Source organism: Nocardiopsis prasina DSM 43845 (assembly GCF_000341265.1).
GTDB classification, from domain to species: domain Bacteria; phylum Actinomycetota; class Actinomycetes; order Streptosporangiales; family Streptosporangiaceae; genus Nocardiopsis; species Nocardiopsis prasina.
On the sequence record NZ_ANAE01000129.1, the window covers coordinates 1 to 17,013 of the forward strand.

Annotated in this window: 13 protein-coding genes and 1 pseudogene; 8 read left to right on the top strand and 6 right to left on the bottom strand. The window is 71.0% G+C overall.

The genetic code is table 11. From position 1 onward, the window contains the following. Positions 1-72: 72 nt before the first annotated feature. The 5 genes from D452_RS0113845 to D452_RS0113865 form a co-directional block, all read right to left on the bottom strand. Complete coding sequence (locus D452_RS0113845; protein WP_017544749.1) at positions 73-1,086, bottom strand: ABC transporter ATP-binding protein; 1,014 nt, start codon at positions 1,084-1,086, stop codon at positions 73-75. Further along, on the bottom strand, positions 1,083-2,237 hold the full coding sequence (locus D452_RS0113850) for an ABC transporter ATP-binding protein (protein ID WP_017544750.1): 1,155 nt from the start codon (positions 2,235-2,237) through the stop codon (positions 1,083-1,085). Before D452_RS0113850 ends, D452_RS0113845 begins: the two co-directional genes overlap by 4 nt. Further along, positions 2,237-3,253 carry an ABC transporter permease gene (locus D452_RS0113855; RefSeq protein WP_017544751.1) on the bottom strand — a complete coding sequence of 339 codons (1,017 nt, stop codon included), beginning with the start codon at positions 3,251-3,253 and terminating at the stop codon, positions 2,237-2,239. The genes D452_RS0113850 and D452_RS0113855 overlap by 1 nt, the downstream gene beginning before the upstream one ends. A gap of 16 nt (positions 3,254-3,269) precedes the next feature. Further along, positions 3,270-4,781 (bottom strand): ABC transporter permease, encoded by a 1,512-nt coding sequence (locus tag D452_RS0113860; RefSeq protein WP_017544752.1) that lies wholly within the window; start codon positions 4,779-4,781, stop codon positions 3,270-3,272. A gap of 135 nt (positions 4,782-4,916) precedes the next feature. Continuing rightward, positions 4,917-6,644: an ABC transporter family substrate-binding protein gene (locus D452_RS0113865; RefSeq protein ID WP_017544753.1), complete on the bottom strand. Its 1,728-nt coding sequence runs from the start codon at positions 6,642-6,644 to the stop codon at positions 4,917-4,919. 532 nt (positions 6,645-7,176) lie between these two features. Here D452_RS0113865 and D452_RS0113870 point away from each other — a divergent pair. The 7 genes from D452_RS0113870 to D452_RS0113900 all read left to right on the top strand — a co-directional run bounded on the left by D452_RS0113870 (position 7,177) and on the right by D452_RS0113900 (position 14,924). Next, positions 7,177-7,947: a hypothetical protein gene (locus D452_RS0113870; RefSeq protein WP_017544754.1), complete on the top strand. Its 771-nt coding sequence runs from the start codon at positions 7,177-7,179 to the stop codon at positions 7,945-7,947. A gap of 56 nt (positions 7,948-8,003) precedes the next feature. Continuing rightward, entirely contained in the window at positions 8,004-8,657 is a 654-nt protein-coding gene (locus D452_RS0113875; RefSeq protein WP_017544755.1) for a TetR/AcrR family transcriptional regulator, read from the top strand. 368 nt (positions 8,658-9,025) lie between these two features. Next, a complete protein-coding gene (locus tag D452_RS0113880; protein ID WP_017544756.1) occupies positions 9,026-9,433 on the top strand; it encodes a MerR family transcriptional regulator in 408 nt (135 codons plus the stop codon). After that, a complete protein-coding gene (locus D452_RS0113885; protein WP_017544757.1) occupies positions 9,433-10,404 on the top strand; it encodes an aldo/keto reductase in 972 nt (323 codons plus the stop codon). The genes D452_RS0113880 and D452_RS0113885 overlap by 1 nt, the downstream gene beginning before the upstream one ends. A gap of 141 nt (positions 10,405-10,545) precedes the next feature. Next, positions 10,546-12,765, top strand: a complete 2,220-nt coding sequence (locus D452_RS0113890) for a hypothetical protein (protein ID WP_051061310.1) — start codon at positions 10,546-10,548, stop codon at positions 12,763-12,765. Between the two features lie 51 nt (positions 12,766-12,816). Next, entirely contained in the window at positions 12,817-13,524 is a 708-nt protein-coding gene (locus D452_RS0113895) for an SEC-C metal-binding domain-containing protein (protein WP_017544758.1), read from the top strand. A gap of 95 nt (positions 13,525-13,619) precedes the next feature. Beyond that, a complete protein-coding gene (locus tag D452_RS0113900) occupies positions 13,620-14,924 on the top strand; it encodes a DUF5685 family protein (protein ID WP_017544759.1) in 1,305 nt (434 codons plus the stop codon). Positions 14,925-14,966: 42 nt separating this feature from the next. Here D452_RS0113900 and D452_RS0113905 read toward each other — a convergent pair whose 3' ends face one another. After that, positions 14,967-15,302: a hypothetical protein gene (locus D452_RS0113905; protein WP_026129291.1), complete on the bottom strand. Its 336-nt coding sequence runs from the start codon at positions 15,300-15,302 to the stop codon at positions 14,967-14,969. A gap of 378 nt (positions 15,303-15,680) precedes the next feature. On the opposite strand from D452_RS0113905, the pseudogene D452_RS28265 reads away from it, so the two are divergent. Further along, positions 15,681-16,891, top strand: a pseudogene (locus D452_RS28265) (PLP-dependent cysteine synthase family protein). Positions 16,892-17,013: the final 122 nt, after the last annotated feature.

Here is a 17,013-nt window from a genome sequence, read left to right on the forward strand (position 1 = left end):
AGGAACGGCCCCGGGCCGAAGGAAGCGGCGGGGCGCGGGGCGGGGCCACTCCACCCCCGCGCCCGGCGCCGCCTACTCCGGGAAGTGGCAGGCCACCGGGTGGCCCGCTCCCCGGTCCACCAACTCGGGAGCCTCCTCCGCGCACAGGTCCCGCGCCTTCCAGCAGCGCGTACGGAACCGGCAGCCGCTGGGCGGGTTCACCGGGCTCGGCACGTCACCCGTGAGGACGATCCGCTCCCGCACCCGTTCCGTACGCGGGTCGGCCCAGGGCGCCGCGGACAACAGGGCGATCGTGTACGGGTGCGAGGCCCGGTCGTAGACGTCCTCACGGGTGCCGGTCTCCACCACCCCGCCCAGGTACATCACCGCCACCCGGTCCGAGATGTGCCGCACCACCGACAGGTCGTGCGCGATGAACACGTAGGACAGGCCCAGGCGCTCCTGGAGCTCCGCCAACAGGTTCACCACCCCGGCCTGCACCGAGACGTCCAGCGCGGAGACGGGTTCGTCGAGCACCAGCAGGCTGGGTTCCAGCGCCAGGGCCCGGGCGATCCCGACCCTCTGCCGCTGACCGCCGGAGAACTCGTGCGGGTAGCGGTTCCCGTGCTCGGGGCTCAGACCCACCATCCGCAGCAGCTCGGCCACCCGCTCCGGCCCGCCGTCACGCCAGCGCCGATGCACCTTGAGGGGTTCGGCGATGATGTCGTTGACCGGGAGCCGGGGGTTGAGCGAGGCGTAGGGGTCCTGGAAGACCATGCCCACCTCGCGGCGGACCCGCTGCATCCTCGCCGCCGACATCGTGGTGAGCTCCTCCCCTCGGAAGCGCACCGAACCGGCGGTGGGGGAGACCAGTTGGAGGATGGCCCGGCCGGTGGTGGACTTGCCGCAGCCCGACTCCCCGACCACGCCCAGGGTCTCGCGTTCGGCCAACCGCAGGCTGACCCCGTTGACCGCGTGCACCTGCCCGACCACCCGGCGCAGGAGCCCGGAGCCGTGCACGGGGAAGCGCACCTCCAGATCCCGGACGTCGAGCAGCGGGGTGTCCGGGTCCGTCCGGGTACCGGGTTCCTCTGGAACGGTCGTCATCGCGTCCCCCCGTTACGGAAGAAGGTCGTCGGGTCCGCCACGTCCACCAGCCGGTCACTGTGATGGCAGGCGGCCAGGTGGCCGCTGTCGGGTCCGTCCACCTCGACCAGCTCGGGCTCGGCCGACCGGCAGGTGGCGTCCGCCAGCGGACAGCGCGGTGAGAAGGGGCAGCCCCGGGGCAGGTTGATCAGGGAGGGAGGGGTGCCGAGAATGGGCCGCAGGCGTTCGCGGCGCTCCGAGGTCATCGACGGGGTCGAGCCGAGCAGCCCCGCCGTGTACGGCATCCGGGTCCGGTAGAACACGTCGTCGGTCCCCCCGATCTCCACGGGGCGGCCCGCGTACATGACCAGGACCCGGTGGGCCAGGCCCGCCACCACTCCGAGGTCGTGCGTGATCAGCAGGATCGCCGCGTTGACGGTGTCCTTGACCTCCAGCAGTTTCTCCAGGATCTGGGCCTGCACCGTGACGTCCAGAGCCGTCGTCGGCTCGTCGGCGATGATCACGTCGGGGTCGTTGATGATCGCCATGGCGATCATGACCCTCTGCCGCATGCCGCCGGAGAACTCGTGCGGATAGCTCCGCAGGCGCTGCGCGGCCTGCGGGATGCCCACCAGGTCGAGCATCTCGCGGGCGCGTTCGAGCGCCTTGCGGGGCGGGACCAGGCTGTGCGCCCGGACCGCCTCGGCCAGCTGGTCCCCGACGGTGTGCACCGGGTTGAGCGCCGTCATGGGGTCCTGGAACACCATCGAGATCCGTCGGCCGCGCAGGGAGCGCAGCTCCTTCTGCCGCATCTCCAGCAGGTCCCGGCCCCGGTAGAGCACCCTCCCGCTGACGCGTGCGCTGCGGGGCAGCAGGCCCAGCAGCGCCATGGAGGAGACCGACTTGCCCGAGCCGGACTCGCCGACGATGGACAGGACCTCGCGTTCGCGCAGGGTGTAGGAGACGTCGCGCACGGCCCTGACCACGCCGTCGTCCGTGGGGAACTCCACGGAGAGGTTCTCGACGCGCAGGACCTCGTGCTCGGTGGGGGCCTCGGCATCGGAGAGGGTGCGGGCGGTGTGGACCTCCCCGGCCGCGTCGGTGACCGCCGCACCGAGGACGGGGTCGGGTAGGGGCCCGGGCGGCGGGGGGATGGCGGGTGTCTGGGTCATCAGTCACGCACCCTGTTCTGTCGTGGGTCGAAGGCGTCTCGCAGGCCGTCGCCGATGAAGTTCACCGACAGCGCGATCAGGATGATGAAGAGGCCGGGCCAGTAGAACAGCCAGGGGCGGGTGCCCATCGCGCTCCGGTAGTCGGTGATCAGCCGTCCCAGCGAGGTGTCCGGCGGCTGCACGCCCATCCCGAGGAAGGAGAGGGCGGACTCCAGCAGCACCGCCGCGGCGATGGCCAGGGTCACGCTGACGATGATCACGCCCACCGTGTTGGGCAGGATGTGCTTGAAGATGATGCGGACCGAGGAGGTGCCCACCGAACGGGCGGCCTCCACGAACTCCTTCTCCCGCAGGGACAGCACCGAGCCGCGTACGAGGCGGGCGGTCTGGGTCCAGGTCACCAGCCCCAGGACGACTCCCAGGTAGACGATGCCGGCCTGCCCGGCGATCTTGGCGGCCGCCGCGGCGATCGCCAGCAGCGGGATCGCGATGAGGACGTCGGTGAGGCGCATCAGCACCGCCTCGGTCCAGCCCCGGAAGTAGCCCGCGCAGGCACCGATCACCGTCGCCACGACCGTGGCCACGATCCCGACCAGGAAGGCCACGGTCAGGGAGACCTGGGTGCCCCGCATGGTCAGCGCGAAGTAGTCCTTGCCGACGTTGTCCTGCCCGAAGGGGTGCTCGCCCAGGGCCAGCCCGGCGCCGCCGAGGAACCTCGGCACCAGGCTCAGGGTGGGGTCGCCGCCGTCGGTGAGGGGACCGGTCGCGGAGGGCGACTTGTCCCACCAGCCCGGCACGGGGCCGAACCCGATCGAGGTGAAGGACAGCAGGACCACCCCGGCGAGGAGAACCATGCCGAGCAGGGCCGCGCGGTGCCGGAAGAACCGCGAGCGGACCAGCTGCCACTGGGTGCGGGCGGCGATGTTCAGGCCCGCGGCGGCGTCGGGGTCCGGGTGCCCGGGCGCGGTCGTACCGTCCTCGGGGTCCGGCGGCGGAGCGTCGTGGTGCGTCGTCATCGAGTGTCTCCCTCGGTCATGACAGCCGAATCCGGGGGTCGAGGTAGGCGTAGGTGATGTCGGCGACCATGTTGAACAGGACGATCGCGCCGCCCGCCACCACGAAGAACGCCATGACGGGTGCCGGGTCGGCCTCGTTGAGTCCGGTGAGCAGCAGGTGTCCCATCGCGCGCCAGCCGAAGACCGTCTCGGTGACCACCGCCCCGCCGATGACGGTTCCGAAGTCGTAGGCGGCCAGGGTCGTGATGGGGATGAGCCCGTTGCGGAGGGCGTGCCGGGTCATGACCGTGCGTTCGGGCAGGCCCTTGGCCCGAGCCGTGCGCACGTAGTCCTGGTTCATCACCTCCAGCATGCTGGCGCGGCTGTAACGGGTGTAGGTCGCCAGGGAGACCAGGATCAGGGCCAGGGTGGGCAGGGCCAGGTGGCCCGCCGAGTCCAGTGACAGCTCCCAGAACGTGCCCTGGTAGTTGGGGGTGCGGGCGCCCACGGTGGAGATGGGTCGGCCCTGCATGGAGGAGCTGTAGGAGGCGAAGGAGCGCAGCATCCGGTCGACGAAGATGACTCCGCCGGTGAACAGGCCCGTCCACAGCGCCGTCGCCACGGCCTCGCGCCGGTACAGCACACCGCCGATCCCGTAGCCGAGCGCCACGCACACGGCGACGGTGGCCAGGGCCAGGCCGCCGATGACGGCCAGGCTGGGGTCGGCCAGGACCGGCGACAGCGCGAAGTACATGACCGTGCCCACCGCCGCCGACGCCAACGCGGCGTACATCGGGCGGTTCGGACTCGGCCCCGAGATGAGCACGCTGAAGCCGACGGCGGCGCCGAAGGCGCTGACCGCCACGACCACCGGGCCCAGGCCGGGGTCGGTGAACCACCGGGTGACCGAGACGAACGTGAGGATCCCCGCCGTGGCGGCCGCGGCACCGGCGAAGGCGATGATCCGGGTCCGCCGGTCGCCCACGACCAACGAGCTCCAGGCCAGCCCGGCGAGCAGGGCCACCACGGCGATGACCAGGGGAGGGATGGCCGGTTGCGCCAGCCAGTTGTTGAACTCGATGGCGCCGTACTGCTTGAGCAGGACCCCGACCCAGAAGATGGGTAGGGAGAAGGCGACGAAGGCACCGAAGGTCACCGAGTGGTCGAATCCGCTGTACTGGCGCAGGGCGGACACGACACCGATGGCGATGCCGATGATGATCGCGAGGAGGGTGGCGGCCACCACCAGCTGCATCGTGGCCGAGACGGCGTCGGTGAGCAGGACGTTGACGTCCTGGCCCTGCCGGTTCACCCCGAAGTCACCGGTGAGGGCGCCACCGAGCCAGAGGAAGTAGCGGGAGTAGACGGGGAGGTTGAGACGCATCCGCTCGATCCGCTCCGCCATGGCGGCCTCGCGGGCGTTCTCCGGCAGTTCGCGGAGGTCGGCGAGCGGGTCCCCGGTGTTGGTCGCGAGGACGAACATCACGAAGGTCGCGGCGAAGAGCACGAAGACCGAGACGACGAGTCTTCGCGCGATGAAGACGAGCACGGGTGCTGACTCCTGGAGGCAGGGGGATGTTCGCGCGCGGCCGGCGGGCCGGCCCTCCCGGCCAGGGCCGGGGCCGTGCCGTCCGGGTGGGGATCGGACGGCACGGGTGTTCGCGCGCGTTGGGTGTGGTGCGGCCTACTGGACCGACCAGTCCCACACGTTCCAGACGATGTCGGTCTGCGCGGGGTTGGGGATGACGTTCTCCACGTTGTCGCTCCACGCGGCGGTGCCGGGGTGGCTGAAGAGCGGGATCGTCACCAGGTCGTCCCAGAGGATCGTCTCGATCTCGTTGATGATCTCCAGCTGGGCGTCGGGGTCGGCCTCCTGGAGGACGTCGGCCAGCAGCCCGTCCAGGTCGTCGTTGGCGTAGCAGCCGTTGTTGTTGCCCTTGGCCTCGCCGGTGCACTCGTCGGGGGAGCGGAAGGTGGAGTTCCAGCTGCTCACCTGGGCCGAGCCGGACCACGCGTACATGGCCACGTCGTAGGTGTTCTGCGACAGCCCGCCGTCGGTGTCGAAGAACGTGTCCTCACCGTTGATCTGGACGTCGAACCCGGCCTGGTCGCAGGAGTCCTTGATCAGCTCCGCGGTCTGCTGGCGGCGGGGGTTGCCGCCGATGAAGCCGAGCCGCACCTCCTGGCCGACCATGTCGAGCTCCTCGAGGAGTTCCCGGGAGCGGTCGAGGTCGACCTCGGCCCACTGGTCGCCGCCGCTGGCGGCAACGGCCTCCGCGTAGCCCGGGTCGAAGGGCGCGATGTTGCGGACGTCCATGGTCTCGGCGTCCGGCTGGACCGGCTTGATGAGGTTGTCCACGATCAGCTGACGCGGCACGCACTCGGTGAAGGCCTCGCGCAGCTCGTACTCCTCGAAGGGACTGGAGTCGAAGTTGAAGTCGAGGTGCTCGTAGATGTACTCGTCGTAGACCTGGTACTCCACCCCCTCCAGGGCCTCGACCTGGTTGATCAGGTCGACCGTGGGCTGGGGCCGCATGATGTTGATCTCGCGGTTCTCCAGGGCCTGGGTCTGCTCGTCGGAGGCGATCCAGCGCACGACGATGTTGGACGTGGCGGGGGCCTCACCCCACCAGCTCTCGTTCGGCTCCAGGGTCAGCGACTGCCCCGCCTCGTAACCGGCGAGCTGGTAGGGCCCGGAGGACGGGGTGAGGGAGGAGTCCGGCAGAGCGCCGGTGACGGTCCAGCCCTCGTTGAAGAACTCGACGGAGTCGGCCAGAGCGTCGTGGTCCTCGTCGCGGATGGCCTCCACGAGCTCCTCGACGGTGAGCCCGCCCTGCTCGGCGACCACGTGCGCGGGCATGAGGGTGTTGTTGCCGTTGCCCGGGCCGTTGCTCGCCCAGTCCGAGAAGGGGACCTCGTACTCCAGCGCGAAGTCCTTGTCACCGATCTCGCAGTCCGGCATGAGGGTGTCCTCGACACCCGCCGTGCCGTTGGAGGAGAACTCGAAGCGGCCGCTCTGCTGCGCCCACCAGAGCAGCGCGTCGGAGCAGTCGATGACCTCCCCGTCGGACCACACGGCGTCCGGGTGGATCGAGTACTCGACGATCTGCGGGTCGTCGGAGACCTGGTCGTAGGTCCCGAAGTCGGTGTTGGGGGCGACCGCGCCGCCTTCGCCGAAGTACCAGAAGCCGCTGGTCAACTGGTGGTTGATGATCGCGTTCTTGCTGGAGTTGGCTCCGGCGGTGGTGTTGTTGAAGCTGTCGTACTCCTGGTCCCACGCCAAGGTGATGGTGGAGGAGCCGGAGGAGGCGTCGCCGCCGTCGCCGGAGTCTGACGTCGAGCAGGCGGAGAGCACGAGCGCTCCCGCCGCGACCACAGCCGTGGCCTTGGTGATCTTCCCGGTGATTCTCACGCAGTGGTTCCTCTGCCGTTGGGGGACGAATCCAGGATCGAAGTAGATCGGATTCTAGGCAGCGGGTGAGTCCGTGGCAATAGTCCACAACGGGCTGTTATCCACCTGAGGCGTATTTGGCCCCAAAGCTAGCCAAAAAAGGAACTCCAGGTAGGAAACCGGGCCTGCCGCCATCCTCTCGTCCGTTGATCACCTGCGTCTTCGCGGGCTGTCGGGCCTGCCACGCGTCATGGAGAAGGCCCATGGTCATCTCATCCCATGAAGGGATTGCCGATGCGGTCGGAGGTCTGCTTTTCCCTTCGTGCTGACCGAGTTGAGTTCGGGCCCGAAGTGAAGAAAGGAAACTCGGAGGAAATGAATCGAAACACATGCGCGAGATTCCTGAAACAACCCGTGATCCATCCCGGAGAACGAACTCCGCGCCCTGACACCACACCAACCCCCATCACCACCCCTGGCACCCCGACCCGAGGCCGCACACCGGACGGGGCGGACGGCGCCGCCACCCACCACCCCCGTTAGCCTGTGGCCCATGACACCAGGCAACGGCGCCCCCACCCTCACCATCCCGGCGGCCTTCAACGGCCCCGACGGCTCCGGGAACGGCGGCTACAGCGCGGGACTGCTCGCCGCGCGGCTGACCGCCCCGGGCGGCCCCGCCGTCCGGGTCACCCTGCGCACCCCGCCGCCGCTGGACCGCCCGCTCACGGTGGAGGAGTCCCCTGAGGGCCTGCGTCTGGTCGACCCCGCGGCCGAGGACCGCGCCCGCCTCGTGGCCGAGGCCGTCACGACCGGTCCCCTCGACCCCGGACTGATCCCCGGAGGACCTGTTGGCGTCACCGAGGCCGAGGAGGCCCGCGACCGCTACGCCGGGCTGGACGACCACCCCTTCCCGCGCTGCTACAGCTGCGGCCCCGAACGCGCCGAGGGCGAGGGCCTGCGCCTGTTCGCGGGACGGGTCCGCTCCGGCGAGGGCCCCGACGGGGTCGGCAACACCGTCGCCTGCACGTGGGAGGTCCGCCCGGAGGTGGACGGCGGCGACGGAACGGCCGCCCTCGCCCAGGTCTGGGCCGCGCTGGACTGCCCCGGCGGCTGGTCCAGCGACATCTCCGGCCGCCCCATCGTCCTGGGCCGACTGACCGCCCAGGTCCTCGCGGTCCCGCCGGTCGGGTCCACGCAGGTGGTGATGGGACACCTGGAGTCCGTGGACGGTCGCAAGGTCCACACCGGCAGCGCCCTGTACGACGGCGACGGCCGCGTGCTCGCCCTGGCACGCGCGACCTGGATCGCCATCCCGACCTGAGGGGCGCGTCCGCGCCCCGGTCCGCCGTGCCGGGCCCTCCAGTACGGTGAACGCTTGTGGCCTTCGAAAACACTCAGCAGACCGCGCCCGACGACGACACCCCCGCGGCGGCGCCCCGCCGGGGAAGGAGCGGGCGCGGCCGCGACCCCGAACGGCGGCGGACCATCCTGGACGCCGCGGACAGGGTGATCCAGCGCGACGGCCCCGACGCCTCCATGCTCGCCATCGCCACCGAGGCGGGAATCAGCAAGCCCATCCTCTACCGGCACTTCGGCGACAAGGGCGGCCTCTACCAGGCGCTGGCCCAGCGCCACGTGGACCCGCTCATCGAGGCCATCCGCTCCGAGCTGTACCAGCACGCCGACTTCGACGTGCGCGCCCGGGCCACGGTCGGCGCGTACCTGTCGATGATCTCGCAGAACCTCAACCTCTACCGGTTCCTCATGGACCGCGCCACCTCGGAGGACGTGCGCACCCGCAGCGACCTCGGACTGATGGTGCGCCGCCTGGGGGAGGAGCTCGCGGACCTGTTGCTCACCGAGGGGCGGATCAGGGATCGGCTGCGGGCCCAGATCGCCGCGCACGCCGTCGTGGGCATGGTCCAGGCGGCGGGGGAGTGGTGGCTCGAACACCCCGAGGTGAGCGAACAGGAGATCATCGACGACCTCACCGGTGCCGTGGTCGGTGCCATCCGGGGCAGCGGCACCTGACCCGGAGCCCCGGCCAGGGCCGCCTCGGCGAGGCAGCGCCGGTCGTCCGCACCTGGTGCGTTCGTGGTTGGTCGGTTGTCTGGCGCCGCTCGGGCGGGGGCCGTTCGTCCCCACCCGGGGCCCGTGGGCCGGTCGGTCGCCTCGCGGATCGGGCCGGGACCCTTCGGTCCCACGCGTCCTACGTGGTTGGTCGGGCCCTCCCCGGAGCCACTCGGCCCCCCGGGAGCCTCGTGGTCGGTCGGCTGCCTAGTACCGCTACCTTTCACCCTCGTCCCTTCACCCCCACCCGCCCCTTTGCTCCCCTCTCCCGAGGCGAACTTTCCGCCGGTACTTGACCTGGAGTGCGCTCCAGGTCCCATGCTTGCGGCATGGAGGACTACTACACCCCCGGTGAGGTCGCCGAGCGCTTCGGTCTCACCCTCGACACCCTGCGCTACTACGAGAAGGCGGGCCTGCTCCGGAGGGTCGAGCGCGCCCCCAGCGGTCATCGCCGCTACCGCACCGACGACGTCGACCTGCTTCACCTCGTCCGGTGTCTGCGCGACACCGACATGCCCATCGCCCGGCTGCGCGACTTCGCCGAGCTGGTCCGCGACGGCGACCACACCATCCCCGAGCGCCTGGACGTGCTGCAGAGCCACCAGCGGGACCTCGACGCCCGCATCGCCGAGCTCTGCCAACGTCAGATCACGATCCAGCACAAGATCGACTACTACGCGAGGGCGCTCGCCGACGAAGCCTCGGAAGCGGTCCCCGTGACCGGGGAGAGCGCCTGATGCGACACACCACGATCAACGGCCGCACCGTCAGCGCCCTGTGCTTGGGGGCGATGCAGTTCGGCAGCACCACGGACGCCGCCAACTCCGCCGCCCTCCTCGACCGCTTCGTCGAGGCCGGGGGCACCTTCGTCGACACCGCGGACTGCTACCAGTTCTGGATCGAGGGAGGCCAGGGACACGAGAGCGAGACCTTCCTCGGCCGTTGGCGGCGCGAGCGCGGCGTGACCGACGAGGTCGTGATCGCCACCAAGATCGGCGCACAGCCGACCGTGCCCGGCGCCGGTCTGGAAGCGGCGGAGGGGCTCTCGTCCGCAGCCGTGGCGACGGCCGCCGAGCGCAGCCGCGAACGCCTGGGGGTCGACACCCTCGACCTCCTGTACGCCCACAGGGAGGACCCCGACACGTCGGTCGAGGAGACCATGGAAGCCTTCGCCCGGCTCGTCGCCGAGGGGACGGTCCGTGAGCTCGGGCTCAGCAACCACCGCACCTGGCGGCTGGAGCGGGCCCGTTCCGCGGCGGAGGCCCACGGGTGGCCGCGCCCGCGGGTGCTCCAGTACCGCTACAGCTACCTCCAGCCCCGTGGCGACGTGCCCCTGGAGTCCGCGGGTCACATGCACGCCACCCCCGAACTGTTCGACTTCGTCCGCGCCGAGGCGGCCCAGGGGTGCGAACACGTCCTGGTGGCGTACACGTCGCTGCTGAGTGGCGCCTACACCCGCCCGGACCGGCCCCTGGAGTACGCCTACGACCACCCCGGCACCGCCGCCCGCCTGGCCGTCCTGGACGAGGTGGCCAAGGAGACCGGAGCCACCCGCAACCAGGTGGTGCTCTCCTGGCTCGCGGGCCACGATCCGGGCGTCATCCCGTTGGTCGGTGTCAGCAGCGTCGCCCAGCTGGACGAGGCGCTGGAGGCCATGGACCTGACCCTGACCTCCGATCAGCACTCCCGGCTCGCCGCCGTGCGCTGATTCGGACCCGACATAGCTCGCACATGTCCCTATAACTCCGCTTTCGCGGTTTCCTGACGCTTCCGGCGGATACCTTCCCTAGGTAGGCGCGCGGCGGATCCGCGCGCACCACGGATCCGCGAACCAAGGGGGAGGGGCCAGTTGCCCGAGAGCACGACGGCGTTGGAAGCGGACTCAGGTGCCTACCACCAGATCCACTTCGCCTGGGCCGAACCCACCCTCCTCGGTCGCGTCGGCCCCGGACCGGCCGCCACGTCCCTCCCCGACCGGGACCAGCCCGTACTGCGCTCATGGCGCGACCGCCTGATCCCCGCCCTCACCGCCGACTACCGTTCCGCGCTGCCCGGCACCGACCCGGCGGCCTACCCGGAGACCCTCTGGGCCCACCACTACCCCGACGGCCAGAGCGCTCTGGTCTACCGGTGGCCCGGCGACGTCCGCGAGGCGCACGCCTGGGCGATCGTGGGGCCCACCCGGGGGCTCACCTTCCCCCGTGTCCTCTCCCTGCACGAGAACCCCAACACCCGGCCCGCCGCGAGCAGGCCACCGACACCGGGCTGGGCGACCATGCGCAGCCTGTCTGCCCCGGCGCCCTGGGAACGCACCGCGGCGCCGGGCGCCCTGCGCACCCGCGACCGGCGCGCCGCCGAGACCCAGATCGACGGCGAACCCATCCTCGCCGGGGCCGTCGCCCACGCGCTCGCGCACCCCGACCGCCCCGTCCACCTGGCCCTGGACCCCGACCGGGCCGACCTGTGGCAGGCCGTCCAGCTGCGCTTCCTGTGGGGCATGCACCGCACCCTGCACGACGTCCTCACCCCGCGCGCCGCCCTGCCCGCCGCTGGGTGGAGCTGGTCCTTCTCCACCTATGACCCGGTCCTGGGCGCGGGGGACGGCCCGCACCTGGCCTTCGCGCCACCCCCCGCGAACCACGCCACGGGGTCGCCCTTCCTCTCACCGGTCCCCAGCGACCACCTGCGGATCGCCGAGGGCCTGGTCACCGTCCTGAGGGAGCAGGGCGGCGACGCGCTCGCCGACCACCTCAGGGATCGCGGGATTCCCGAGGCCACCACTTTCGGTGAACGCCGCGACCTGCTCCGCGACTGGCTGGACCCGGCCCCCCGCTCCGAGCCGCAGGAGGAGGAGCCCGACGAGACCCACACGGTGGAGCAGGTCCCCGAGAGCGGGGTGGCCGCCGAGGAGGACACCACGGCCACCCCAGCCTTCGGCGCCTACGGCGCCTATGGCGAGCCATCGCCGCTGACCGAGCCCGAATCCTCCCCGGCGCGCTCGCCGTTGACCGGGGGCGAGTCCGCGCGGCCCTCGCCGCTGCCGGAGGTCGAGTCCTCCCCGGTGCGCCCGCCACTGACCGAGGTCGAACAGGGCCCGAGGACGTCGCCACTGACCGAGGTCGAATCCGCTCGCTGGCCCTCGCCGCTGCCTGGAGCCGACCCCGACCCGGTGTTAGACCCTGAGAGCGATCTCGAAGAGGCCCCCGACCCCTTCACCGATGACGACTCCCAGGACACCGCCGAGCAGGAGACCTGGGCCGGACGCCTCGATGGTTCCTCCGGAAGGCGGGGGCACACCTTCCTGGGAGTGGCGCGGCGCCAGACCCCGCAGGAACCGGAACACGACCCCCTCTCGATCTTCGGCCGTCAACCGCGACCGGGGGAACCCGACACCGACACGGCCCGCTCAGCCGAACCCGAGGCCGCGTCCGGCGACACCCGGCTCTCACCCGGAACGGGCTTCTGGGACGAGGCGCCGCGCACGACGGAGCCCGCCACCAAGACACCGGGGACCGATCCCGAGCCCTGGACCGTCTCCGCCTCGATGAGCGCCCCCGAACCCGTCCGGGCCGACCGGCCCGAACCCCGTTCCCCCGAGGACGCCCCGCCCCTCGCCCTCCCCGAAACCCCCGACTACGCGGCCGAGACCGTGCCCGAGCCGGACGAGGACTTCGACGCCCCCGACGACAACTGGCCCACCCAGTACGCGGACCTGCCCCTCTCCCGCCTGGAGCGGTGGCACTCCAAACGCGGCCCCGAGGGGGCCCACACTGACGTCGTCGATGCCCGCGCCGCCGTCCGCGCCGAGCGCGCGGAACTCCAACGCGTCCGCGACGAGCGCGACCACTACCACACCGAGGTCCAGGACCTCCGCAGGGAGATCGCCCGCCTGGACCAGTCCTGGATCGACGCGCAACCCTTCTCCGAGACCCCGGAACGCAAACGGCGCTGGCCCCTGATCCTGATCGTCCTGGGTCTGGCCGTGGCCGCCCTCGTCATCGGGCTGGAGGTCGGCTCCAGCACGGGGACGGGCCTCCTCGACCTCCTCAGCCGTATCAGCCCGATCTGACCGCCCCCGTGTGACGGGCAGCACCCACCCGACACGTCCTAACCTGGGAGGATGACCGACATTTCCCCGGCCCCCACGGCGGTCCCGCAGCCGTTGTGGGACGCGATCCGCGACCTCGACCTGCCCAAGCGACACCTCAAGGACCTGACGGCCTTCCCCGACGAGGCCGGTGAGATCCTCCTTGAGGCCGTGGACGTCCTGCGCGAGCGGGACGAACACGCCGCACGGACGCTCGCCGAGGCCCTGCGCGAGCACGCGCCGAAGAGCGGGCACCGCCAGTTCGCGACCAACCAGATCGTCACGATGCTGCGCGCCGAGGGCCGGACCGCCGAGACAGACGCCCTGCTCAAGGAGCTCATGGACTCCGGCCTGGAACGCGGCGTGGCCGTGCTCCTCGCCGAGGACCTCGCGTCGCGGGGCGACTTCGAGAAGGCCCTGCACTGCTACAACGTCGTCTGCCGGGGGATGCTCGCCCAGCCCCCGGAGACCGTCGCCGAACTCAACCGGCTCGGCCTGCTGCCCCTGCTCGGCCGCGCCCGCATGCGCGAGGCGCTCGGCATGGCCCCGGACGCCCACGACCTGGCGACCCGCTCCACCGACGCCTACCTGCCCCCTCTGGAGGACGACCTCAGGGGCGCTCCGAGCGGGCACCTCCCCACCGCCGAGCGCCCCGCTCCGTCACCCGGGCGCAACGAACCGTGCTCCTGCGGGTCCGGGCGCAAGTTCAAGAAGTGCTGCGGTTCGCCTCTGGCCCGCTGACCAGTCACGAACCAGTGAGAACCGGACACCCCTTCCGGGAGTCACATCCCGCATCAGTGCGCGATCGGCGCACCGGGAGAAGAGGTGTCGGTTTCGTGTTCGGAATCCTGCGGCCCTGCCGTCACAGCCTGTCCGAGGATCTCGCGCGGGAGTGGATGTCCCACATGTGCGGACTGTGCCTCGCCCTTCGGGACGACCACGGCCAGGCCTCCAGGGTCGCCACCAACTACGACGGTCTGGTCGTGTCGGTCCTGACCGCGGCGCAGTCCCGCGACCAGGCCGGAACCCGCGTGGCGGGCCGCTGCCTCCTCCGCGGCATGCGCGGGGCCCAGGTCGCAGACGGTTCCGGCGCCCACCTGGCCGCGGCGGTCTCCCTGATGCTCGCTTCGGCCAAGATCAGCGACCACATCGAGGACGGCGACGGCGCCTACGCCCGCCCCGGCGTGCGCGCCGTCGCCGGTCGCGTGGCGGCGCGCTGGCAGAACGGTGCCCAGCGGACCGGCAGCGGACTCGGGTTCGAAGGCAGGGCCCTGGTCTCAGTGGTGGACCGCCAACGCGAGGCCGAACTCTCCGCCCGTGAGGGCACGGACGTCCTGACCGTCACCCGGCCCACCGAGGAGGCCACCGGCGAGGCCTTCGCGCACACCGCCGCCCTGGCGGGAATCCCGGGGAACGCCGACCCGCTCCGGGAGGCGGGTCGCCTCTTCGGCCGGGTGGCGCACCTGTTGGACGCGGTCGAGGACCGCGAGGAGGACCTGGCCAACGGCTCGTGGAACCCGCTCACGGCCACCGGCACCCCGGTCAGCCGGGCCCGGGAGCTCTGCGACGACGCGGTCCTCGGTGTCGACCTGGCCCTCCGTGAGGCCGTGTTCACCGACGACCGCCTGGTCCGCGTGCTCCTCGTCCAGGAGCTCCACCGCGCCGTCGAGCGCACCTTCGCCCACGGCGGCCACCCCGGTCACGGTCACCACCCCGGCCACGGTGACCACCCAGGGCACGGTCACTACCCGCCCCACGGCGGCGGCCACGTTGACTACCCCGGCGACGGCGGACACCCCCACGACGCCGGACACGGGGATCACTCCGGGCACGGCGGAAAGGGCTCGAAGCGCTCCGGCAAGGGCGGATGCTGCGGCGCCTGCTCCTGCGGCACCCCCGAACTCCAGGAACCGCCGCGCGGCCGGGGCATCCTCACCGGCTGCGCCACGGCGCTGTTCATGTGCTGCACCTGCCAGTACTGCTGCCGCGACCCGCACCCCGGCCCGTGGTCGGGTGAACCCCAGGACTCCTGGTGCGACGCCTGCGCGTGCGTGGCCGACACCTGCTCCACCTGCTGCGACGCGTGCAGCTGCTGTGGCAACTGCTCCTGCTGCGAGAACTGCGACTGCAGTTGCGACTGACCCGGTCCCGGGACGGCTTCGTGGAACCCGTCCCGGAGTCCGTCAGTGGTCGCAGCTCCGGCACCGCCGGGTTGCCGCGCGCTTGGTGTTGCCCCCGGTGGCCTGAAGGGGGGAGGTCTCACTGATCCGCTGCCACAGCCGGGGGTCCGGGTAGTTGATCCAACCCCACAACGGGGCTCGGACGTCCGACTCGGACTGGTGGGAGCAACCGAGCCGGTGGGCCACGCCCCGCAGGGAGATGAGGATGGCGTCATTGGAGGGGTACGGCTTCACGGTGGAGAACGGAGTCCCCGTCCCACAGCTACCGATGTAGTCCCGGGGCAGCGCACAGGCGCACCCCTCACCGATGGGGAGTTCACAGAAATCGCAGCGCTTCATTCTCTAACAGTGCACCCGCATGGTGACGTTCAGGCAACTTTCGGTTCCCAACGCGCCACCAAATAAAAGAACCTCCCTCCGGGCCCCGTCCAGGCCCCATCGCGCGGGCGGGAACCGGGAACCCCCCTTCCACGACCGCGGGGAAGCAGGGGATCGTGCTCCGCTCCCACCCGATCCCCGCGGGAGCGGCTTCCTTCCGTCACCGCCAGGCCCTCCCAACCCGGGATCGTGGCCTCGCCTGATCACTCGATGGGGAAGAGCCGAAAACGCCCGAGCCGAGGAGGACCAACCCAGAGAAACCAGGCGTAAGCAGGAGGCACGAGCGGTGGTTTCGCGGTCATGCGGTCCGTGTCGCCGGTGTCCGGGTAGCCACGGCGCATGACCACGACACAGACCGAGCAGATCACAGAGCCTGTGACGACCCGGATCGTCGACTACTACGACGGCCGCAAACGCGCCTGGGTGAAGGAGGCCGTACGCCTGCTGCACGCGGACGCCACGCGCTCGGCGGACACGCACGTGTTCCGCTTCCCCCTCCCCACGGACTGGGGCATAGACCTCTACGTCAAGGACGAATCGGTGCATCCCTCCGGGAGCCTCAAGCACCGCATGGCGCGTGCGCTGTACCTGCACGCCCTGTGCACCGGCTGGATCGAGGCCGACACGCACGTGTTCGAGGCCTCCAGCGGGTCCACGGCGGTCTCCGAGGCCTATTTCGCCCAGCTTCTGGGGCTGAAGTTCACAGCAGTGGTGCCCAAGAACACCAGCGTGGAGAAGGTGGAGCTCATCAAGGCCTACGGGGGCGAGGTGAAGAACCCCGGACCCGACGGCGACATCAAGAAGGAAGCCGCACGGTTGGCCAAGGAGACCCCGAAGGGGCACTTCATGGACCAGTTCACCTACGCGGAGCGCGCCTACGACTACCGGGACGACCACAACGTCGCGGCGACCGTCTTCCAGCAGATCTCCGAGGAGCGCCACCCCGACCCCAAGTGGTTCGTGGTGGGAGCGGGCACCGGCGGCACCGGTGCGACCATCGGCCGACACATCCGCTTCAGCCGTCGCGACGCCCGCGTGTGCGTCGTGGACCCGCAGAACTCCGCGTTCTTCCCCAACTGGGTGGCCAACCAGGGCCACCCCAAGAGCCAGTGGCCGGAGGACCCCTCGACGTGGATCAAGGGGAGCCCGTCGCACATCGAGGGGATCGGGCGCCCCACGGTCGAGCCCTCGTTCCTGCCCGCCGTCGTCGACCGGATGATCTCAGTGCCCGACGCCGCTTCGATTGCCGCCATGCGGCTGCTCCTGTCACGCCTGCGCCACCGCGCTGGCCCCTCCACCGGGACCAACCTGTGGGGAGCCCTGCGGATCGTCGCCGAGATGCTGTCCGACGGTGAGCAGGGCAGCGTGGTCATGGCTCATGTGCGACCAGGGCGAGCGGTACATGAAGAGCTACTACGACGACACATGGGTCGAGCAGACCCTCAAGCTGGACATCGTGTCCCTACACGAAGGCGCTGGAGGACTTCCTCGCGACCGGCCGCTGGAACGAGCCGGTGGTCGCCGCCGTGCCCGCCGCGAGGGACGCCTGAGCGAGAGTCCGCGTGCGAGCCTTCGTGACGCATGGCCGGTTCCGGTCAGTGGTTGAAAGTCCCTGACGAACGACGGTTCCGGCTGGTAGACCTGCGTGGCGGAGTGTCAGCGGGTCGTGACG

Bases quoted from the DNA above. Each gene is read 5' to 3' on its own strand.
- D452_RS0113885 (WP_017544757.1), top strand. From the start codon at position 9,433: ATGCGACACACCACGATCAACGGCCGCACCGTCAGCGCCCTGTGCTTG.
- D452_RS0113880 (WP_017544756.1), top strand. From the start codon at position 9,026: ATGGAGGACTACTACACCCCCGGTGAGGTCGCCGAGCGCTTCGGTCTC.
- D452_RS0113850 (WP_017544750.1), bottom strand. From the start codon at position 2,237: ATGACCCAGACACCCGCCATCCCCCCGCCGCCCGGGCCCCTACCCGAC.
- D452_RS0113895 (WP_017544758.1), top strand. From the start codon at position 12,817: ATGACCGACATTTCCCCGGCCCCCACGGCGGTCCCGCAGCCGTTGTGG.
- D452_RS0113845 (WP_017544749.1), bottom strand. From the start codon at position 1,086: ATGACGACCGTTCCAGAGGAACCCGGTACCCGGACGGACCCGGACACC.
- D452_RS0113870 (WP_017544754.1), top strand. From the start codon at position 7,177: ATGACACCAGGCAACGGCGCCCCCACCCTCACCATCCCGGCGGCCTTC.
- D452_RS0113905 (WP_026129291.1), bottom strand. From the start codon at position 15,302: ATGAAGCGCTGCGATTTCTGTGAACTCCCCATCGGTGAGGGGTGCGCC.
- D452_RS0113855 (WP_017544751.1), bottom strand. From the start codon at position 3,253: ATGACGACGCACCACGACGCTCCGCCGCCGGACCCCGAGGACGGTACG.